We start from the raw sequence: 21,044 nt of genomic DNA on the forward strand, positions 1-21,044 counted from the left end.
AGTAGAGGAGGAATAACGTCATGAGTGAACTTATTCAGATACAGCAAGCGCTTGGTAAAGTAATTAGCGGCAGCCATCTTTCCAGGGAGGAAGCGCGCGGCGTCATGTCGGAAATTATGGAAGGCGCGGCGTCGCCGGCTCAAATCGGCAGTCTGCTGACAGCTCTTCGCATTAAAGGCGAAACGCTGGAAGAGATTACAGGTTTTGCTGAAACAATGCGGAACAAAGCAATCCAGGTGAATGTGCGGCAGCATGATCTGTTGGATACATGCGGCACAGGCGGCGACGGAGCAGAGACGTTCAACATTTCAACGACAGCGGCGATTGTTGCTGCAGCGGGGGGCATTCGTGTAGCCAAGCATGGCAATCGAGCGATGTCGTCCAAAAGCGGCAGCGCGGATGTGTTGGAAGCTCTTGGTGTGAAGATCACGCTAAGCAGCGAGCAGGCGGCGAAATGCTTGGATAAAACGGGCATTTGTTTCATGTTCGCGCAAGCTTATCATCAATCCATGAAGCATGTCGCGGCACCACGCCGAGAGTTGGGTTTCCGTACGGTATTCAACTTGCTGGGCCCGCTTACGAATCCTGCGGGAGCGGATCGTCAAGTGCTAGGCGTGTTCGATCGTACGAAAACGGAATTAGTCGCACAAGCGCTGCAAGCTTTAGGGCTTAAGCGGGCTTTGGTTGTAGCGAGCGAAGATGGATTGGATGAATTCAGCATTTCGGCGCCGACTAAAGTTACGGAGCTGAAAGCAGATCGGATTAGCACATACTCTATTACCCCTGATGATCTTGGCTTAAGGGCTCACAGTATTAAGGATGTAGGCGGTGGAGATGCGATACTGAATGCGGAAATCATCCGTCATATTTTTGCCGGCGAGCGGGGGCCTCATCGCGATATCGTGCTTGCTAATGCAGCCGCATGCTTCTACGTGACTGGTCATGTTGGAAGCTTACAGCAAGGGGTTAAATTTGCGGCTGACGTCATAGATTCGGGCCGTGCGGAACAAAAGTTGAACGACTTAATCCATTTCACAGGAGAACTATGCCATGTTTCTTGATAAAATTGTTGCCACTAAACGAACTGAAGTTGAAGCCATGAGCAGCTTTTCCATTGCGCAAGCGGAGAAAACCATTTCGGAGATGCCGTCTTGCTTAGGTTTTGAAAAAGCTTTGACGACACGTAAAAATCGTGCGATGGGTTTGGTTGCTGAAGTTAAAAAGGCGTCTCCGTCCAAGGGTTTGATCCGTGAGGATTTTGATCCGGTATTACTGGCCAGCTCCTATCAACGTGCGGGCGCTGACTGCATCTCGGTGCTTACGGATGTGGATTACTTCCAAGGAAGCAATGCCTACTTGAAGGCCGTACGCCAAGCGGTGAATGTGCCTTTGCTGCGGAAAGATTTCACGATCGATCCGAAACAAATCTACGAAGCGCGCTTAATTGGGGCAGATGCGATCTTACTGATTGCGGCCATCTTGACGACTGACCAGATGAAGCAATATTTGAAGCTCGCAAGCGATCTTGGTTTGGATGCCTTGGTTGAAGTGCATGACCGTGAAGAATTGGAGCGCGCGCTCGAACTGGATACCCAATTAATTGGGATCAATAACCGGAATTTGAAGACGTTCGTTACCGATTTGAAAACAACGGAAGAATTGATTCAATACATTCCGGCCGGCAAAACCATCGTCAGTGAGAGTGGAATCTCGTCAGTCCAAGACATGGCTTATCTGCAACAAATCGGCTCGCAAGCCGTGTTGATCGGCGAACATTTCATGCGCCAGCCTGTTGTTGAGCAAGCGGTTCACGATCTGATGGGGTCAATTGTCAATACAACGAATCAGACGGTTTAGAAAGAGGCGAATAGGATGCCAACAGACACGATGCCAACGGTTAAAATCTGTGGACTTCAAAGCGTTGAAGTGTTAAAATCAGTCATACATTTGCCAATTGATCATATCGGATTGGTCTTTGCTCCAAGCAAACGTCAAGTCAAGCCAGACAAGGCTGCGGAGCTTATTTCCTACTTGAGAAGTGAAGCGGATCAAGGTGTTTCCGTTCCACTAACCGTAGGTGTGTTCGTGAATCCGAGCCAAGAGCAGCTTACGGAAATCATGGCGGTTGCTCCCCTTGATGTCGTTCAGTTGCATAGTCAGGAAACTCCTGAGTTCTGTAAATGGGTACGTGAACAGTTCGATGTCCAGGTGTTCAAGTCCGTGTCCATTTCCAAATCAGAGAATAAAATTCCGTCCAGCGCAGAGGTAGCTGCTCAGTTGGATCCGTACATCGGATCGGTTGATGCCGTGTTGCTTGATACTTTTGACCCCGTATATGGCGGAGGATCCGGAAAAACATTTGCCTGGGACTGTATTCCTGTTTATCAGGAGTGGGCTCGTACAGCAGGTGTCAAATTGCTAGTAGCAGGCGGATTGCAGCCTGACAATGTGGATCAACTAGTGGAAGCCTATCGTCCTGACGGTGTGGACGTGTCCAGCGGTGTAGAGACAGATGGTGTGAAAGATATTGCGAAAATTACCGCATTTGTGGAAAGGGTGACCGGAAAGTGACGCAAGTACCTGATAAACACGGCAGATTCGGAAAATTCGGCGGCCGTTATGTACCAGAAACATTGATGAATGCTTTGACGGAGCTGGAAGAGGCTTATAACCAATATAAAGACGACCCTGAATTTATTGCAGAAGTTCGCTATTTGCAAAAGCAATATTCCGGCAGACCAACTCCCCTTTATTACGCAGAGAGACTCTCTGAGCAACTGGGTGGAGCCAAAATTTACTTAAAGCGAGAAGACCTGAATCATACGGGCGCTCATAAAATTAATAACACCATCGGACAAGCCGTGCTCGCGAAAAAGATGGGGAAAAAGAAAATCATCGCTGAGACCGGAGCAGGTCAACACGGTGTTGCATCGGCAACGGTCGCCGCATTGATGGGCTTTGAATGCAAAGTCTTCATGGGCGAAGAAGATACGAAAAGACAGCAATTGAACGTTTTTCGGATGAAATTGCTTGGTTCTGAAGTCATTCCCGTTACTTCAGGTACTCGTACACTGAAAGATGCGTGCAACGAAACGCTGCGTTATTGGGTTAGCAATGTACAGGATACTTATTATATCCTGGGTTCCGTTACAGGTCCTCATCCTTACCCGATGATGGTCCGTGATTTTCAGCGAATTATCGGTGACGAATCGCGTGAACAAATTCTGGAAACAGAAGGCAGGTTGCCGGATGCCGTTGTTGCTTGCGTAGGCGGCGGTAGTAACGCCATGGGGATTTTTTATCCGTTCGTTCAGGATGAAACGGTTAAACTCATCGGCGTTGAAGCTGCTGGACGCGGTATCCATACGGAAGAGCACGCCGCGACGATGACCAAAGGCTCACCTGGCGTATTTCAGGGCTCGCTGAGCTACCTGCTGCAGGATGAATACGGGCAAGTGCTGCCGGCTCATTCCATCTCGGCGGGGTTAGACTACCCTGGCATCGGACCTGAGCATTCTTACTTGAAAGATATTGAGCGCGCCACGTACTATCCAATTACTGACCAGGAAGCGCTCGACGCTCTTCAATTGTTAAGCCGTACGGAAGGTATTATCCCAGCTTTAGAGAGCGCTCATGCGATTGCACATACGGTAAAACTAGCTCCAACGATGTCTAAGGATCAAATTATTGTCGTAAGCCTATCTGGCCGTGGCGATAAAGATGTGGAATCCATTATGAGCTATCTTGGCACAGGGGAGGAATAAGCCATGAACCTAATTGATAAGCGTTTTGCTGAGCTTAAAGAGCGTGGGGAAACAGCTATGATCCCTTTCCTGACCATTGGTGATCCAACGATTGAAGCTTCACTAGAGCTTATTCTTGAAATGGAGCGGGCAGGCGCTGATTTAATCGAGCTGGGTGTTCCATATTCGGATCCATTAGCCGATGGCCCTGTCATCCAACGTTCATCTGAGCGTGCACTGCTTCGTAAGATTACGATATTTGACGTTATAGATGTTGCTCGCCAGGCGAGGAGCAGGGGTTCCAAGCTGCCATTCATTTTATTCACTTACTACAACCCTGTTCTGCAAATTGGGCTGGAACGCATTTTCAAAACGATGCAGGAAAATGAAATCAGCGGCATTATTATTCCAGATCTACCATTGGAAGAAGATAGCGAGACGAGAGCGATTGCAGAATCTTATGGTGTCCATTTGATTCCATTGGTTGCGCCGACTTCGAATGAACGTGTGAAACGTATTGCAGCTGGAGCTCGCGGATTCGTTTACTGTGTTTCTTCCCTTGGTGTAACCGGTGAACGGGCTGAATTTTTCGGCGGGATTGAAGATTTCCTATCTACGGTGCGAGAAGCGGCGAATGTGCCGATCGTTGTCGGATTCGGTATTTCCAACCGGGAGCAGGTTGAGCGGTTCGAGAAGCTGTGCGATGGTGTTGTTGTAGGGAGTGCGATTGTCCGCACGATTGAAAGCGCGCTGCACCATTTCCAAGAAGATGCTGCTCATCCAGAAGGGTTACAGCAAATTGGCGGCTTTGTAGGCCAGCTAAAAGGCAGATAATGAAATCCCTCTAGACACTAGTCTAGGGGGATTTTCTAAAATTACCTATTTACTGTTAAGCGTTAAAGCAGTACACTATTATGTGTTGATCATTGAGACTTTTGTCTCTAATGAGTGGCTAAAGCAATATTCCTTCTACATAAAAAGGAACCACATTTTACAACAGCACTAGTTTTGTGGGACAATTACAAAATTCGGACAACTAATTGATGAGGTGGCTACCAATGAAACCGAAACAAACGATTGTACATTTGCCGGTCTATCAACCGGGTAAACCTATTGAAGAAGTAAAAAGAGAGCTGGGATTAACGGAAGTGATTAAACTCGCATCCAACGAAAATCCATTTGGCTCGTCGCCAAAAGCAAAAGCGGCGATTGAAGCGGAAATCGCTAACATCAGCTTGTACCCTGACGGTGGGGCTGTACAGCTGACAGAAGCAGTGGCTGAGTATCTTGGCGTTGCGACGAATCAACTCATTTTCGGTGCAGGTTCTGATGAGGTTATCCTCATGCTGGCACGTGCTTTCCTCGTACAAGGCGATGAAACGGTGATGGCTTCTCATACCTTCCCGCAATATAAGCACAATTGTGAGATTGAGGGAGCTGTATCCATCGAGATCCCATTGAAAGATGGCACTCATGACCTGGACGGCATGCTGGCTGCAATTACAGAACGTACGAAGATCGTCTGGATCTGTAATCCGAACAATCCGACAGGTACGATGAATACGGATGCGGAAATCAAAGCCTTTTTAGCCAAAGTTCCTGAGCATGTATTGGTCGTTCTGGATGAAGCTTACTGCGAGTACAATACAACGGGAGAATTCCCGGATAGCATTGAGCTGATTGGTCAGTACCGCAATGTCATCGCACTGCGTACTTTTTCGAAAATATACGGTTTGGCTTCCTTACGAATCGGTTATGGCATTGGGCACCCCGATGTGATCCGATCCATTAACCAAGTTCGTGAACCTTTTAACACGACCAGATTTGCTCAAGCTGCTGCTTTAGCTGCGATTAAAGATCAAGACTTCATCGCAAGCTGCCGCGAAGCGAATACAGCAGGTTTGAATTATTTAACGGAGCAGTTTAACGAAATGGGGTTAAAGGCTTTCCCTGCACACGGTAACTTCGTTATGGTTAATGTCGGACGCCCAGCGGCAGAAGTATTTAATGGTTTGCTGCGTAGAGGCATTATTGTCCGTGGCGGACATATGCTTGGATTCCCGACGTCCATCCGCGTTACCATCGGCTCACGTGAACAAAATGAGAAATTCATTGCAGCTTTGCAGCAAGTGCTGGCTGAGGTTGCCGTTCAAGCCTAATACAAATTAAAGGTTGATCTCTTATGACGAAAATTGCGATATTTGGTGTAGGGCTTATCGGCGGTTCACTGGCCTTATGTTACAAAGGAAAACCGGGTTTTACCGTTGTCGGCCATTCTCCGAATCCGAAATCCGTTGAGAAACTGCTCAAACGAAACGTGGTTGATGCTGCAACAACGAATATGGCTGAGGCGGTAGACGGGGCTGACTACATTTTTCTATGCGTGCCGGTTGGGATGTTAGAAGAGTATGTTCAGCAGTTGATGAATCTTCCGCTCAAGAAAGGCTGTATCATCACGGATGTGGGGAGCACGAAAGCAACCATTACGGAAAGCGCAGAAACTATGGTAAAAGATGGCGTTTTCTTTATTGGCGGTCATCCGATGGCAGGCTCCGAACGTCACGGCGTTGAGGCAGCGTCTTCGCATCTTTTTGAAAATGCCTTCTATGTGTTGACCCCGGCAGAGGGGACACCGCAGGCAGAGGTTGACCGCTTAACCGAGCTGCTCAAGACGACGAAAGCACAAATCGTGCAGGTCGGAGCACGGGAGCATGACGATATCGTTGGTGCGATCAGCCACCTGCCGCACATTATTGCGGTTGCGCTGGTTAACCAGGTCAGAGGATATAACGAAACCAACCCGTTATATCAGAATCTGGCTGCTGGGGGCTTCAGAGACATCACGCGCATTGCCTCAAGCGAGCCGATGATCTGGCGAGATATTTTAGTGAACAATCGGCCGGTGCTGCTCAAATTGCTTGCGGATTGGAATCTTGAGATTTCTCGGTTCATTGAGCTTATTGAGAATAGTGATGGCGAAGGAATTGTTGAACAATTCCGCATTGCCGGTGAATTCAGAAGCCAACTGCCGGAGCGCAGAAAAGGCATGATCACCTCATTGTTTGATATTTATGTCGATATTCCGGATCATCCCGGCATTATTGGTCAAATTACAACATTATTAGGTAATGCTAGAATTAACTTGAGTAATATCCAAATTATTGAGAGTCGCGAAGATGTGCCTGGCATTTTGCGTTTGTCCTTCCGCAATCAGGAAGATGCAGATCGCGCCTCAGAGCTGCTGAGCGGGCCTTACGCGGTTCATGTATAACTGAACTTGTACACACAAATAAGCTGATTTCTCCTCTTGAAGAACGTCCCAAAAGAGAAGAAATCAGCTTATTTTTTATTCTATTGAAATCGATTCTCAAATAAAAAACTTCGTGCTATAATGACATCGTTCATATTAATATTACAAACTTCTAAGTGTGGGGCGAACGAGATGAAGCTGTGGATGATGGTAAAAAGCACGTTAATTGTTATTGTTATTTTTGTTAATTTTTTCCCCTCATTTGTAAGTGCGAACAATGTCATCTACTCGAAGGAAGTGGCTGTTCTCGTGTATCATCACATCGATGATCAGGTCGAGGGCTCTGTGACCATTTCAACCAAATTATTTGAGCGGCAGCTAGGTGCATTACAGCGTCAAGGGTACAATTTTATCACGATGGATCAGTTCAAGAGTTTTATGAAAGATGGGGCGAAAATACCGGATAACGCTGTTCTCATCACTTTTGATGACGGGTATGAAAGTTTTTATACGAATGCGTATCCGATTCTCAAAAAAATGCGTATACCAGCGGTGAACTTTGTGATTACCAAAGATTTGGATAACCCGACAGCGACGTTGCTGCCATCCTTGTCCAGGGATCAAATTCGGAAAATGAGAAAAGAATTCTCAAATATTGATTTTCAGCTTCATTCGGATCAATTGCATGCAATGAAAGATGGCAAGCCGATGCTGAACAACAGAATAACAACGAATGGCGTAACCGAGACCCAGGAAGATCTTAAACAAAGGGTTATTTCGGATACGAAAACATGTATGGCAAAGCTTCGGGAGTTGGATGGGGCTAAATCTATTGATTCCTATGCTTACCCTTTTGGCAGCTATGATGATTTTACGATTTCCTATCTGAATGAAGTCGGAGTTAAATATGCGTTCACGACCAAAGCGGGATTAACTTCCAAACAAACGGATCCGATGCAGATCCCGCGAATTAATGCAGGCAGCCCATATATTCGACCTCATTCCATTAATAATTTAATCAATCAAGCCATAAGGCATCAACTGAAATAGGCCGGTTCTTCAAGCAAAAAAAGATCAGGTAAACGTTTTCAAAAAAGTGTTGACAGAATGAAACCGTATACATATAATAAAAGTACAGTATGGTTTCTCTCCACTCCTATCCGATAATCGCACCATAAGTGCAGCCGCCAATTTGGCGGTTTTTTTTTGTTCATAAATACCATATTTTTCTGATATTCATATATAATGGATAGGGTGGGTTGTTGCTTTCAACAGACAAGCTTAGAATGTGAATTTTTTTCAACAAATTGTCGAATAGAGCAGGAATTTCGCAATTCATCGAGAAGAATTTAATAGGTCATAATTTACATATTGATCCTTTCACATTTATTTTACAAATGAACGCAACTTTTCACTCTAATTGCAGTACAACATGTATGAGCAGTTGGAGTGGTACCCGGGAACCGTTAGGAGGGTCGCCACGTAATGACCGATTCCCAGTTGATCAGAGAAATCAAGGATGGAAATGTTCAGCTTTATGACGAGCTTATGCGTCGTTACGAGCGTAAAATCCTTGCATTCATCTTTCATATGCTCAAAAGTACACAAATGGAAGCTATTGCTGAAGATTTGTGTAACGAAACGTTTTATAAAGCGTACCGCAGTTTGCACTCTTTTCGAGAAGTTGAAGCCTCCTTTTCTACCTGGTTGTATACAATTGCCCGGAATACAGTATTGAGTGAGCTGCGCAAAAATAAAAGTGTGCAAGTCTCGTTAGAGCAAAGCGGATTGACGCCCCATGCTTCGTTTGATGCCATGCCGGAGCAAGCCATGCTGCGAAACGAGAAAGTATCGATGGTTCGAGATGCGATTAATAGTTTGCCAGAGAAACAACGATCTGCTTTGATCTTAAGAGAGTATGATCAGATGGATTATCAGGAGATCGCCAACATTTTAGGTCAAACCGTAAGCTCCGTGAAGTCTCTTTTATTTAGGGCTAGAGCATCCGTCAAGCTACAGTTGGACCCTTACTTCAGTGAACCGATATTCGAAGAATCGAAGGGATGAAACAGCCATGAAGTGTAGTGAGATCCAGGAATTATTTGGGGTTTATTGGGACTTGCCGAATGATGACCTGCGACGTACCGCGGTGGATGAGCATATTGCAACATGCGCCGAATGTGCGGAAGAATTTCAGATTTGGGAAGAAAGTACGATCCTCATACGTACTGCTGCAATCGAGAGCGAGCTTCCTGATTATGAACCGATGGTCTCAGGCAAGGTCATGAGTCGAATTTATGATGATGAATCATGGCGTATTCCGGTTTCCGAGCGCATGTATACGATCTCTTACAAGCTTCGCCGCAACCTTACGGCTGTCATTGCTTTTTGTTTAGCGTTATTCGTATTCAGCTTTTTATTCGCTGTTGTCTATGACGGTACGCCCAAGTCGTCGATAGCTGCGGCCGACAATACGCTATTTGATTTGCAAGCGCCGCAAGCTATGAAGTCGACGGGCTCAGAAACGATGAATGGCCATAAGATGGTAGATGCCGTAGCAAGCCTTAACCCTAGCTTTATGGAGCCGTTGCGATTCCATGTAGGGCCAATTCATTCATATCCGCATTATTTGCTTGTTGTATCCATTTTGGGTCTAATTGCAACAATCATCATTATGAACTGGTTATCGCGAACAAAAGCCTAGTGCTCCGGAAGGGGCATTTTTCATTTTATTGACTGATGGAGGAATTGGTAATGACAACGATTGGATTTATCCGGCATGGAAGTACGGAATGGAATCGTTTAGGGAAGCTGCAAGGGCAGTTGGACACGGATTTGACGGATGAAGGAAGAGAGCAGGCCAGGCTGCTTGGAATCCGATTAGCCAACGAATCCTGGGACGGGATCATCTCGAGTGATTTAAAACGAGCTAAGGAAACGGCCCAAATCGTGTCACAGCTATCGGGAATTCCCATTATCGGGACGGATAGCCGGCTTCGCGAGCGGAGATATGGCCAGGTCGAAGGAACGACAGTAGCCGAAAGAGAAGAACGTTGGGGGCCAGAATGGAAGCTTCAGGATTTAGGCCAGGAGTCAGATGATGAACTGTGGAAACGATGGTCCGAATTAGAAAGTGAACTGCTAGAAGCTTATCCGAGTAAGAAAATATTATTGGTTTCACACGGGGGATTCATTGTGCAGGTGCTCAGAGTATTGCGCATGGATAGCGAACAATTCCTGCAAAATACGTCCCTAACCATCCTGCTGCGTCAGGAAAAAGGGTGGGAGCTCCAGCTGTACAATTGTTTATCTCATCTGGAAATCGTACACGAATAATTGCGAGATAAGAAGCATGACTCTGTTATAGAGTCATGCTTTTTTTGCATGGCTTGGAATATTTTCGGGAAAAATTCCCATAATGGTTACTAGAAACCACGGAGCTGAAAGCTTCGCCAAATGGGGGATGTAGATGGAAATGAACCTAGCGGACATGCTCAGCTACGCCGATATCCACGAGCTAGGCCGAATCGCTAACACCTATGAGTGTGAGTGCAATGGCCATTCAAAAAACGAGTTGATTCAGTCGATTTTGAGTACAGCCCTGCGCAGAGAGATTTTCGAGAAGCACATTCAAAGCTTGAACTTGGAGGACATCCGATTTTTGAATTCTCTCCTCTTCGATCCTCGCAACGCATTCAGTATTGAAGAACTGATCGCTAGAGTTCAACAGTCACGGTTTCAGAAAGATGAATCCGTTGAATGGAATCCCCGCGACATGGTCATTAAATTTAAGAAACTCGGCTGGTTGTTTAATGGGTATTCCCAGCAAACCAAATTTTTGTTTCATGTGCCTAATGATTTGAAACGGAAATTTAGCGATGTGCTTACGGGACAGTTCAAACAGAGCTTGAAACAAACTTCTGAGCCTAACGTTTATCGAGACGAGCAGTTACTCATTATTGAGGATATCTTTCATTTTTTGACGTTCCTTTCTCAGGTGCAGGAATTGCCTCTAACAGTTGAAGGATCCATGTACAAGAGGCAGCTCCAGCAAATACTGGATCGCATGTCTGTGCAGGAGGAAATGGTGTCCAAAGGAGCTTGGCGCTTCGGATACGGACGCATGTTCAAAGACTATCCGAACCGATTTTCATTCATCTATGATTACTGCTATTATCGGCAGCTAATTAGTGAGCAAGGCCAAGTGCTCAGTTTGACGGAGGAAGGAAAATCGCGTTTGCTGGAAGGGAAAAAAGAGAATCTGGCGGATGTGTATAAGTTCTGGCTCAGGCTCTATAAGAACCCTATTCCCAATGTACAAAGCCTCGCGGGATGGGTTGACCGCCTAAGCGGCCAGTGGGTCACTTTAGCCTCTTTAAGCGAAGTGTTATGTAAATTGGTCAAGCCCTTTTATTATGACAGTTCGGAATCCATCGTAGAACAGCGTATTTTACAAATGATGATGCATCTTGGGCTTATACGTATTGGTGAAGATCTAGAGAACGGCATGGTCGTGCAAGCGACTAAGATGGGCTCTAAAGTGATTCAAGGTACTTTTGTTGCGGAAGAAGACAAGGTGGTCCTTTTTCTGGACCAAGAGAGTGCAAGGTTCAAAGGGGATATTAAGTAGTAGGTAAAGACACATTCCTAATCAATCGGGCTTTTGAACGAAGCGCGAATGTACGGATTGAATATGATAAAAGTAGGAGCACACAGGGGTTGGCAGACACCTAGGAACGGACTTTCATGTTTTTGCGAAAAAGAAGCTCCTGACAAACCGCGTACACATTTGGAGGTAGGTCTCATGGGAAAAATGAATGTATCTAACAACGCGCTGCTGGCACTTTTCGCGGAAATGGTTTGGGATGATGCCATTCGCAAATATAAAGAACAGAATCTCTACAAAGAGATTGATCTTGCGTTAGCAAAAGGGGATCAACCGACATTCCTTGCTCTTACATCTGAGCTTAAAATGCTGAAAACTTCAGGATAATGATCGTGGTGGCAGCCACAATAGGGACGAAAGACATGTGAATCCAGTTCACATGTCTTTTTTTGCTGGAAAGACGACAAAAAAGAACTATTTTGTTACTCCATACGTCGATTAGTTAGACTATATTGCGACGCAAAAGGAGAATACAAATGAGAAAGCTCTTGAAAACCATGCGGAAACGGAAAGTCTTATCATCGTTTCTTCTATTTACATTACTCGTTGTCGGGGCAGCATCCGGCTACGCCGCTTTTCTGATGAATAAATGGAACCATGCCTTGGATCAAATAGCCGCTCCTATCGCGCCTGCTTCAAATGAAATCGACACAAGCAATTATCCTGTATCGCAGACGTCCCAAACATCCGATGCGACAGAGAAGGAAGAGAAATCGCTTACCCTGCTATTAACGGCAATTGACGAGCGGTCAGGTAGCGAAGGATCGTTAAATACGGATGTCATGATGCTTTTTCGTATTGATCCGGTAACGCATCAGGGTACAGTAGTCTCGATTCCTAGAGACCTTGAGGTATCAGCAGAAAAGTCCGGTTTAGAAACCTCGCATAAAGCTAATTATTTCTATGCTTATAACTATAATAAAAACAAAGAAACGGCTCTTGATGAGACAAAGCAGTTGTTCAGCAAGATTTATCAAGTTCCGATTGATCACATGGCTGTTATTAATTTTGATGGGTTTCGCAAGCTTATCGATCAGTTAGGCGGTATGACGGTTGATGTCGATATGGATATGAAATACCAAGATGAGAGTGACGGAACAAATATTAATTTGAATAAAGGCACGCAGCGCTTAAATGGCAAACAAGTGCTTGATTATATTCGCTACCGCAAATCGAATATGGGTACAGCGGAATCGTCCGATTTGGAACGGAATCAGCGAGAACAATTTGTGCTCAATGAATTACTTGATAAATTAACTTCACTTAATGGAGTAACCGCGTGGGGGAAAGTGCTTGATATTATGGGAAGTTCCATTAAAACAGACATCCCGGCAGACGAACTTCGCACATTAACCAAATCGTACCGTGAGTATAAGCCGGCTAATGTTCAGTATATTCACCTGGATGGGACATGGGAGAGTCCTTACCTGGTCGTGAAACAGCAGGATTTGGAGGAAGCGCTTGAAGCGTTGCGCGGACAAACGGACAGCTTGAATAACAGTTCATTCGACAGCTCGATCGACAGTTCAATTGACAGCCATTTGCAGACAGATTAAAGTGTACAAGAAGCGATGGCTATTGCTACATAGCAAACGCATTTTTGGTAAAAGATAGAGGGGGAAGCACGGTTGAAGTTTAATGAGATTTCTGCGCAAGAATGGTACGATTTAAAACCATACTTGGACACATGTTTGCTGCCAGTAACGGGGTTGACCGGATTCGAAGACCCCGCACAAGTAACCTTGGCGTTGGAACAGCTCCGAGATGCACTGGAAACCATCGAAATTCCATACAAAGGTAGGGTAGTAACGTACCCGGCGCTTCATTATATGACGGCGGTGAGCATGAAGGACCAGCTAGAAGCCCTTTCTCTTCATTTAAAAAGGATGGGATTCCGGTACGTCATCGTACTGACCATACATACGGAAGCTGCAAGCTGGAAGGCAGATCAAACCGATTTGTTGATCGCTGTCGACATGGAGCAGTGGGAGAGCAAAGCCGAACAGATCAAAGCCAGTATTTCTAAGCAAGTTCAGCACTTATGGCAGCATAGTGATTAACTTTAGCTGGTAAGCGTATTATTGGAAAAAAAATTGCACAGGATAAGGGAAGGAATGGCGTACATTGGCTGCCAAAAAGTTGTGACAATTTCGTTAAAATTTGTCCAAACGCCAAGTTTTCAATGGCTCAAAAGGAGTTCTGGATTCTTGACGACCTAGTAGTCGTAGGATATTATTAGTAATGTCCTAGTTATGTAGTGTAATGTCGAACGACACGTGATAGAGGTAACTGACGTCCGAGAGGGTTGGACATCGGCCAATGTAGGAGGGTAGACCTGAGAATGAGTGATCATAACAATCACAATGAAGAACAGCATGGGAAGAAACCCGGGACTAAACGCGAAATGTCTCGTCGACAATTTCTATCCTACACCCTAGGTGGCGCTGGAGGATTCATGGGGGCCGGCATCATTATTCCGATGATTCGGTTTGCGGTAGATCCTGTGCTTCAGAAGAAGTCAGAATCGGATTGGGTTAAAGTTGTCGAAGAAAGTAAAATTACAAATGTACCACAATCGTTTACGTTCCAAGTTCATCAAGTGGATGGTTGGTACGAAAGTGACGCTGAATTGGTTGCGTGGATTTCCAAAGACAGCAGCGGCAAGCTCTTTGCATTGAATCCTACTTGTAAGCACCTTGGATGTACGGTCAACTGGAACGATAACCCGGCTTACAAAGATCAGTATTTCTGTCCTTGTCATGGTGCTCACTATACGCAAGATGGTAAAAACCTTGCTGTCGCACCAAAACCATTGGATGAATACACAACCAAAGTTGAGAATGGGTTCGTTTATGTGGGACAACTGCATGCTAACACAAGAGTATAAGGAGGCGTCACAGTCAGATGTTTAAAAACGTATACAACTGGATTGACGAACGTCTTGATATTACGCCTATGTGGAGGGATGTAGCAGATCATGAGGTTCCAGAACACGTAAACCCTGCTCATCATTTTTCCGCTTTCGTGTATTGCTTCGGCGGATTGACGTTTTTCATTACAGTCATTCAAATCTTATCAGGTATGTTCTTAACAATGTATTACACACCTGATATCATCAATGCTTATGCAAGCGTTGACTACTTACAACATAAAGTAGCTTTCGGTGTTATCGTCAGAGGTATGCACCACTGGGGAGCTAGTTTAGTTATCGTAATGATGTTCTTACATACCCTGCGCGTGTTCTTCACAGGTTCTTATAAAGCACCACGTGAAATGAACTGGGTAGTAGGCATGCTCATTTTCTTCGTTATGTTAGGTCTAGGTTTTACGGGATACCTGCTTCCATGGGATAACAAAGCATACTTTGCTACACAAGTAGGTATGAAAATTGCAGCGTCCGTACCTTTAGCGGGTCCGTACATTGAAACGTTGCTGCAAGGCGGAAGCATCGTTGGTGCGCAAACACTAACTCGTTTCTTTGCCATTCACGTGTTCTTCCTGCCTGGCGTTCTGCTCGCTTTGCTTGCTGGACACTTCTTCATGATTCGCAAACAAGGTATTTCCGGACCGCTATAAATTAGGGAGGGGCGAATAGCGTGGCGCATGGTCATAAGTCAGACGAGAAAATCGTTTACGTTGGGGATTCCCGCGTAATTAAGAAAACACAAGAACAAAGATTAATCCCTCGCGATTACTCTGCGTATCCGGGAAAATCGGAAGCCTTCATTCCAAACTTCTTGTTAAAAGAGTGGATGGTAGGGGTCGTTGTACTAGTCGGAATGTTAGTGTTAGTCATGTCCGATCCGGCTCCGCTAGGTTATCCTGCGGATCCTAAGAATACAGCGTTTATTCCGATGCCTGACTGGTACTTCTTGTTCATGTATCAATTGTTGAAATATCCGTATACATCCGGAGATTACGTAGTACTTGGAGCGGTTGTTGTACCTGGTTTGCTGTTCGGTGGCTTGATGCTGGCTCCTTTCTTGGATACAGGCAAAGAGCGTCGCTTCTACAGAAGACCAATCGCTTCAAGCTTGATGATTTTATCTCTAATCGCTTGTACATACCTGACGTACACATCTTGGGATCACTACCAATTTGAGTTGAAAGAGAAAAACATCATTCCTGAGCACATCAAGCGTGAAGAAGAATTGCACGCGAACAAAGGCGCAGCTGCTGGCGGCGGCGCGGCGAAGGATACGAAGAAAGCTCCTGCTATCGTAGCAGCAGATGATCCGGGTGCTGAAATCTACAAAAAAGCAACTTGCTTGTCCTGTCACGGTGCTGGACTTAAAGGGATGCCGGCTTCAGGCGTACCGGCATTGCTTGGCGTAGGTGACAAGCACTCGCAAGATGAGATTTTGAACATTGTTAAGAACGGTAAAGGGAACATGGGTAAACAATATCAAGCCAACATTGATAAAGGCTTAACAGATGCCGATATCACAAAGCTGACTGAATGGTTATCCAAACAAAAGGCCCAATAAAATAGGGAAACCTGATCGCGAAAGCGGTCAGGTTTTTTTAAATCACCGGAGGAGGAGCTTACTTGCATCAAGGCGTGTCCATTTCATATTTTTGGAGTAGGGATTTTTTGTTAAGCAAAACGATGTTGTGGCTGTTTTTTATTATGAATCTGCTTGGCACTGTGTATGGTTATGAGTGGTATTGGCTTCAAATGGTGGACACCATAGCCGAAAAACCACTTTGGTACGTCTATTTTGTACCAGATAGCCCGACAGCCAGTTTGTTCTTCACTTTGTCGGTCGGTTATTTAATCTTAGATCGTTCAAGAGGCAGCCGGTCCGGGAAAGTGTATAAAGCCATTAGAGGCTTTGTGGAAGCCTTTGCTCTTATCACTTCATTTAAATATGGCGTATGGGCAGTAACCATGATTTGGGCAGGCGCTTGGCAAGGAGTTCCTGTTGGCTGGGATGGTTGGATGCTTACGTGCTCCCATTTGGCTATGGCAGTGGAAGCGCTATTATTTGTGAGATGGTATACATTCCGGATCCCGGCTATCCTGCTTGTTGCCTGCTGGACGTTGTGGAACGACTTCATGGATTATGAACGAGGGGTATTCCCCAGATTGCCTGAAGTGCTTGTAAACAACTACTATAGAACCATAGAAGGGTTTACAATCAGCTTAAGCGTTATAGGTATTTTGATAGCTTTCATCTGTTTGGGTTTGCGTCAGAAGAAACAACGATAATCACATAACCGATGGTCTAAATTGGGACGAACCTCCATATGATGATGGTGAAGGAGGGGATGTCCCATGTTTATGTTTACCGGGGGAATTAAACGACTGACGGTCACGCTTTTGCTGGCAGCAGTCGTAAGTATAAGCTCTGCATGCGCAGCCAGCACCAGCACGATAGGACAAGCTGCTAAACCCGTAGATCCGGAACAGTTGAAGCGGGTTGAGTTCTTGAATCAAATTGCTGATGAAATGTACAAGCAAACGATGGATGGCCAAGTGCTTGAGGCACGGAATAAGCTGATGCAAATGTCAGATCAAATTCCAAAGATACAATTTGAAGGAATAACCTCCGTAGAGGGGCTTAATGCGCTTACCGAAACAATTACACAGGCCAAGAGAGTCTATAGCGCCGCGAGCTACTCACCGGAAGAAGCTCAGATGGCTGTAGCCAAAATTCGACTTGCAACGGATGCCCTAACCCATAAAAATCAGCCCATGTGGCTGCAATATTATAAAGTGCTGCAAAATGACACGGCTGCATTGACACAAGCTGTCAAAGCGGGCAAACAGCAAGAGAGCATTGCGGACTTCGGTAAGCTTTCTCAGCATATCGCCATTATTCATCCATCATTACTGATTAGCAGGGATGCTTCCTCTGTCGAGAAACTTGACTCCGTCATTGTGTTTTTAAGGAAAAACATTAATAGCCAACCGATGATTGGTCGTCAAGTAGAAACGGGACTGGAACATTTGGGCCAAGTGCTGGACGAATTATTTTTGAAAAATAAAGATGCCATTGCTTTCGTCCCTATCACTGATCCTAAGCATCCGATCATCTGGTCTGCTGGGATTGGACTGATCATCGTTAGCGTGTTATCTTTCGTGGGCTGGCGAATGTACCAATCCGGTCGGCATATCGTTCCAATCAAGAACACGCGAGCGCAGGAGCAGGAGTTTGGCGATTAAAATAAAAAGGTTGAGCAGATAGCCAATTCTGCTCAACCTTTTTATTGTGTTTTGAAGCCCTCGCCTATCACGTCATGGACTTCCCCAATGATGATAAAAGCGCGAGCATCGATGGATTGGATGAGCTCGCGAAGACGTCTTGTTTCATGGCGATACACGACGCAATACAATACTTCTTTGTTGTTACCCGAATAAGCGCCCCTGGCAGGGAACAAAGTCACGCCTCTGTCTAATTCCTTTGTGATAGCTTCAGATAAAGGCACGGCTTGATCGCTTATGATTGTAAAAGCCTTAGCAGCATGAGCGCCTTCGGAAATGTAATCAATGAGGCGAGAAGTAACAAAGACGGCTACGAGTGAGTAGAGGACTTTTTCCTTCGGCAAATAGAGAAAGGAAGATCCAATGACGATAACGTCAATAATTAAGATGACTTGTCCGACGCTCCAGCCCCTCTTCTTATTGCCGATACGAGCCAGGATGTCTGAACCGCCTGTTGTGCCACCGAACCGGAAGACTAAGCCAAGTCCGGTCCCGAGCGTAAGCCCGGCGTATAATGTAGCCAGAAAGTAATCCTGGGTGGTATGAAATGGGATTATCCAATTGTTATGTATGAGCTGTTCCATCACCCAAAGGAAAAACGACAAGGAAACTACGCCATAAATCGTGTACAGCATCGGGCCTTTTCCGAAAACACGCCACCCGAGATAAAATAAGGGGATATTACATACCAAGGTTGATATAGATGGAGGAACATTAAACACATATTTCAGCAGCAAAGCTACACCCGTAACGCCGCCTTCCATGAGCTCATTTGAAATGACAAAGTAATGTAAACCAAATGCATAAATTGCGGTGCCAATCGTAATGGCAAGTACATTTGTAAATTGATCGGATAATCTTTCCTTGAAAATCATTTCGATTCCTCCAAACCTCATACTTCGGTTCTGTCAAAAAAATTTGTCAACTTTTCTTGTTTAGTTTAACATAGTAATGATATCTTGGTGAAGAAGAAGGAAAGAAGGGTGAACATGTCGGAACGCACGCTGAAAGATATACAGAAAGAAGTCGATACTTATATTTCCCAGTTCAAGGAAGGATATTTCAGTCCTCTAGCTATGCTCGCAAGAATGTCCGAAGAAGTGGGAGAATTAGCCCGCGAAGTGAACCATACTTATGGTGAGAAACCGAAAAAAAGCACGGAAGCGGACAACTCCATTGAGTTGGAACTCGGCGATATTATGTTTATTACGATCTGTTTCGCGAACTCACTGGGGATTGATTTGACGGAAGCTCATGATAAAATCATGCATAAGTTCAATACGAGAGATGCGGGTAGATGGACTAAAATTAACACCGAAATTACATAAGCTTCATAAACTATACCATCCCCTCTGAAGGGAGACTCTCTTTCGATAAGGAGGATGGGCAGATGAATGGAGAAGATCAAATACAGAAAGCGTACGAATCTATACTTTCACAAGACTTCGAAAAAGCCATCGAATGGTTTGAAAAAGCGATAATCGCAGAACCCGACAATGCTGCCTATCACTACAAACTATCGATAACTTATGGAAGAAGCAATAAGCTGAGTAATGCCATTGAACACGCGTCAATAGCTACTCAGTTGGAACAAGAAAATCAAGTGTACCGTTATCATTTGCAAGTACTGCATGCAAGAGAATTAGTCGATAAAGCTCGCAGGCAGTTAAGCACAGAATCCGAACATGCAGAACGAGCGATTTTCTTGCTGAAGGAAGCGATTGTGCTCGATCCTTTGACGATTGAAGCTTATCTAATACTTGGGGAAGCCTTCGCTTTCCGAAATGATTACGGGAGAGCCTATCAAACGGTTATGGAAGCCGTTCGACTGGAGCCGAATCACGAACTAGCCAAGCAGCAGGCTGCTCGCTACCAGCAAAAGATGAAAAATAGAGTCTGAAACATACACAAAGGAGAAACATCGTCATGGATCGTAAAATTCGAGTAGCCGTCATTGGGGCAAGTGGAAGAATGGGGAGAGAGGTCGTTAAGACCGTGCTCACGGAGTCCGATATGGAATTGGTGGCGGGGGTAGACCGCTCCTCAGGCCCAATTGATCTTGGAAGAATGGTAGGATTTGAAGAATGCGGCGTCAAAATGAGCAATGATTTGGAGCTTGCGCTAACCGAATCCAAACCGGATGTATTAGTAGATTTTACAGGTCCGCACACAGCCTTTTCGCATACAAGTTTAGCGATTCGGTTGGGCATCCGTCCCGTAATGGGGACTACGGGTTTTACTCCGCAGGATATTGCTGAGTTGGACAAGCAGTGTCAGGATAAAGGAATCGGTGGAATTATTGCTCCTAACTTTTCCATTGGAGCTATTCTGATGATGAAATTTGCTGCGCAAGCGTCCAAATACTTTCCTCACTTGGAAATTATCGAATATCACGGTGACCAGAAGCTCGACGCGCCTTCGGGAACTTCCGTGAAAACCGCTGAACTGATCTCTGAAGTAAGAGAAGAGATCCGACAGGGTAATCCGAAAGAAGAAGAAACGATTGAAGGTTCGCGCGGCGGGTATTACAATGGGTTTAGAATACATAGCGTACGTCTGCCGGGTATTTTTGCTCAACAGGAAGTCATTATGGCTGAACAAGGGCAGGCACTTAAGATTAGACATGACTCTTATGACCGTGCTGCCTACATGCCAGGAGTAGCGATTGCTGTTCGCAAAGTAATGACATATAGCGGTATGATTTATGGATTTGAGCATTTTATAGATTAAGAAAGACCTAGGGGAGTGGAAGTCAGAATGTTAAATATCGCGCTAATCGCTCACGACCGTAAAAAAGATGAGATGGTCAATTTCGTTACGGCGTATGAACATGTCTTTGCAGGTCATAACTTATATGGAACAGGCACGACAGGACAGAGAATCATGGATAATACGAAGCTTGATGTCCATCGCTTTATGTCGGGTCCACTTGGCGGTGACCAACAAATCGGTGCTTTGGTTGCTCAAAATGAAATGGATTTGATCATCTTTTTGCGAGATCCTTTAATGGCGCAGCCGCATGAGCCGGATATCATTGCTTTATTGCGTTTATGCGATGTTCAAGGAATCCCATGCGCCACCAATATTGCCACGGCGGAAATTCTCGTTAAAGCTCTAGATCGCGGGGATTTTGCTTGGAGAGAACTCGTACATAAATATAAACCGGGTCTTGAATAA

25 protein-coding genes are annotated in these 21,044 nt (G+C 45.3%); 24 read left to right on the forward strand and 1 reads right to left on the reverse strand.

The genetic code is table 11. The annotated features are described in order from the left end of the window. Positions 1-20 precede the first annotated feature (20 nt). The 20 genes from trpD to GON05_RS16085 all read left to right on the forward strand — a co-directional run bounded on the left by trpD (position 21) and on the right by GON05_RS16085 (position 17,828). Positions 21-1,061 carry an anthranilate phosphoribosyltransferase gene (trpD, locus tag GON05_RS15990; RefSeq protein WP_157320001.1) on the forward strand — a complete coding sequence of 347 codons (1,041 nt, stop codon included), beginning with the start codon at positions 21-23 and terminating at the stop codon, positions 1,059-1,061. Next, positions 1,051-1,857 (forward strand): indole-3-glycerol phosphate synthase TrpC, encoded by an 807-nt coding sequence (trpC, locus tag GON05_RS15995; protein ID WP_157320002.1) that lies wholly within the window; start codon positions 1,051-1,053, stop codon positions 1,855-1,857. Before trpD ends, trpC begins: the two co-directional genes overlap by 11 nt. A gap of 15 nt (positions 1,858-1,872) precedes the next feature. After that, complete coding sequence (locus GON05_RS16000) at positions 1,873-2,571, forward strand: phosphoribosylanthranilate isomerase (protein WP_246239169.1); 699 nt, start codon at positions 1,873-1,875, stop codon at positions 2,569-2,571. Beyond that, positions 2,568-3,764 carry a tryptophan synthase subunit beta gene (gene trpB / locus GON05_RS16005; RefSeq protein WP_127451395.1) on the forward strand — a complete coding sequence of 399 codons (1,197 nt, stop codon included), beginning with the start codon at positions 2,568-2,570 and terminating at the stop codon, positions 3,762-3,764. Before GON05_RS16000 ends, trpB begins: the two co-directional genes overlap by 4 nt. 3 nt (positions 3,765-3,767) lie before the next feature. Continuing rightward, entirely contained in the window at positions 3,768-4,577 is an 810-nt protein-coding gene (trpA, locus tag GON05_RS16010) for a tryptophan synthase subunit alpha (RefSeq protein WP_157320003.1), read from the forward strand. Positions 4,578-4,801: 224 nt separating this feature from the next. Beyond that, positions 4,802-5,902 carry a histidinol-phosphate transaminase gene (gene hisC / locus GON05_RS16015; RefSeq protein ID WP_157320004.1) on the forward strand — a complete coding sequence of 367 codons (1,101 nt, stop codon included), beginning with the start codon at positions 4,802-4,804 and terminating at the stop codon, positions 5,900-5,902. Between the two features lie 23 nt (positions 5,903-5,925). Then, entirely contained in the window at positions 5,926-7,014 is a 1,089-nt protein-coding gene (locus GON05_RS16020; protein WP_157320005.1) for a prephenate dehydrogenase, read from the forward strand. Between the two features lie 171 nt (positions 7,015-7,185). Then, positions 7,186-8,043, forward strand: coding sequence for a polysaccharide deacetylase family protein (locus GON05_RS16025; RefSeq protein ID WP_157320006.1), 858 nt, complete (start codon positions 7,186-7,188; stop codon positions 8,041-8,043). 435 nt (positions 8,044-8,478) lie between these two features. Further along, positions 8,479-9,060, forward strand: a complete 582-nt coding sequence (locus GON05_RS16030) for an RNA polymerase sigma factor (protein WP_157320007.1) — start codon at positions 8,479-8,481, stop codon at positions 9,058-9,060. Positions 9,061-9,067: 7 nt separating this feature from the next. Then, the gene (locus tag GON05_RS16035) at positions 9,068-9,697 is read left to right on the forward strand and encodes an anti-sigma factor family protein (RefSeq protein WP_157320008.1); all 630 of its coding nucleotides are present in this window, start codon (positions 9,068-9,070) and stop codon (positions 9,695-9,697) included. Positions 9,698-9,747: 50 nt separating this feature from the next. Then, the gene (locus tag GON05_RS16040; protein ID WP_157320065.1) at positions 9,748-10,329 is read left to right on the forward strand and encodes a histidine phosphatase family protein; all 582 of its coding nucleotides are present in this window, start codon (positions 9,748-9,750) and stop codon (positions 10,327-10,329) included. Positions 10,330-10,468: 139 nt separating this feature from the next. Beyond that, positions 10,469-11,623 carry a hypothetical protein gene (locus GON05_RS16045; RefSeq protein WP_157320066.1) on the forward strand — a complete coding sequence of 385 codons (1,155 nt, stop codon included), beginning with the start codon at positions 10,469-10,471 and terminating at the stop codon, positions 11,621-11,623. A gap of 174 nt (positions 11,624-11,797) precedes the next feature. Next, positions 11,798-11,986: an IDEAL domain-containing protein gene (locus GON05_RS16050; protein WP_157320009.1), complete on the forward strand. Its 189-nt coding sequence runs from the start codon at positions 11,798-11,800 to the stop codon at positions 11,984-11,986. 149 nt (positions 11,987-12,135) lie between these two features. Then, a complete protein-coding gene (locus GON05_RS16055; RefSeq protein WP_157320010.1) occupies positions 12,136-13,215 on the forward strand; it encodes an LCP family protein in 1,080 nt (359 codons plus the stop codon). A 72-nt stretch (positions 13,216-13,287) separates the two neighbouring features. Continuing rightward, the gene (locus GON05_RS16060; RefSeq protein WP_157320011.1) at positions 13,288-13,719 is read left to right on the forward strand and encodes a DUF2487 family protein; all 432 of its coding nucleotides are present in this window, start codon (positions 13,288-13,290) and stop codon (positions 13,717-13,719) included. Between the two features lie 281 nt (positions 13,720-14,000). Next, positions 14,001-14,546 (forward strand): QcrA and Rieske domain-containing protein, encoded by a 546-nt coding sequence (locus GON05_RS16065; protein WP_127451417.1) that lies wholly within the window; start codon positions 14,001-14,003, stop codon positions 14,544-14,546. A gap of 17 nt (positions 14,547-14,563) precedes the next feature. After that, positions 14,564-15,235: a menaquinol-cytochrome c reductase cytochrome b subunit gene (gene qcrB, locus GON05_RS16070; RefSeq protein WP_127451419.1), complete on the forward strand. Its 672-nt coding sequence runs from the start codon at positions 14,564-14,566 to the stop codon at positions 15,233-15,235. Between the two features lie 20 nt (positions 15,236-15,255). Beyond that, positions 15,256-16,146, forward strand: coding sequence for a menaquinol-cytochrome c reductase cytochrome b/c subunit (locus GON05_RS16075; RefSeq protein WP_181646563.1), 891 nt, complete (start codon positions 15,256-15,258; stop codon positions 16,144-16,146). Positions 16,147-16,253: 107 nt separating this feature from the next. Then, complete coding sequence (locus tag GON05_RS16080) at positions 16,254-16,871, forward strand: DUF1405 domain-containing protein (RefSeq protein WP_246239171.1); 618 nt, start codon at positions 16,254-16,256, stop codon at positions 16,869-16,871. 66 nt (positions 16,872-16,937) lie between these two features. Further along, entirely contained in the window at positions 16,938-17,828 is an 891-nt protein-coding gene (locus GON05_RS16085) for a sporulation protein YpjB (protein ID WP_157320012.1), read from the forward strand. A gap of 41 nt (positions 17,829-17,869) precedes the next feature. Here GON05_RS16085 and GON05_RS16090 read toward each other — a convergent pair whose 3' ends face one another. Then, positions 17,870-18,742: a YitT family protein gene (locus tag GON05_RS16090; RefSeq protein WP_157320013.1), complete on the reverse strand. Its 873-nt coding sequence runs from the start codon at positions 18,740-18,742 to the stop codon at positions 17,870-17,872. 114 nt (positions 18,743-18,856) lie between these two features. Between GON05_RS16090 and GON05_RS16095 the strand changes: the two genes are divergently transcribed. From GON05_RS16095 to GON05_RS16110, 4 genes are all read left to right on the forward strand, one after another. Beyond that, on the forward strand, positions 18,857-19,195 hold the full coding sequence (locus GON05_RS16095) for a nucleotide pyrophosphohydrolase (protein WP_127451427.1): 339 nt from the start codon (positions 18,857-18,859) through the stop codon (positions 19,193-19,195). A gap of 62 nt (positions 19,196-19,257) precedes the next feature. Then, positions 19,258-19,767: a tetratricopeptide repeat protein gene (locus GON05_RS16100; protein WP_157320014.1), complete on the forward strand. Its 510-nt coding sequence runs from the start codon at positions 19,258-19,260 to the stop codon at positions 19,765-19,767. A gap of 26 nt (positions 19,768-19,793) precedes the next feature. Further along, positions 19,794-20,597, forward strand: coding sequence for a 4-hydroxy-tetrahydrodipicolinate reductase (dapB, locus tag GON05_RS16105; RefSeq protein ID WP_157320015.1), 804 nt, complete (start codon positions 19,794-19,796; stop codon positions 20,595-20,597). A gap of 27 nt (positions 20,598-20,624) precedes the next feature. Beyond that, complete coding sequence (locus GON05_RS16110) at positions 20,625-21,044, forward strand: methylglyoxal synthase (protein WP_157320016.1); 420 nt, start codon at positions 20,625-20,627, stop codon at positions 21,042-21,044.

This window comes from Paenibacillus anseongensis (assembly GCF_009757995.1).
GTDB lineage: Bacteria > Bacillota > Bacilli > Paenibacillales > NBRC-103111 > Paenibacillus_E > Paenibacillus_E chondroitinus.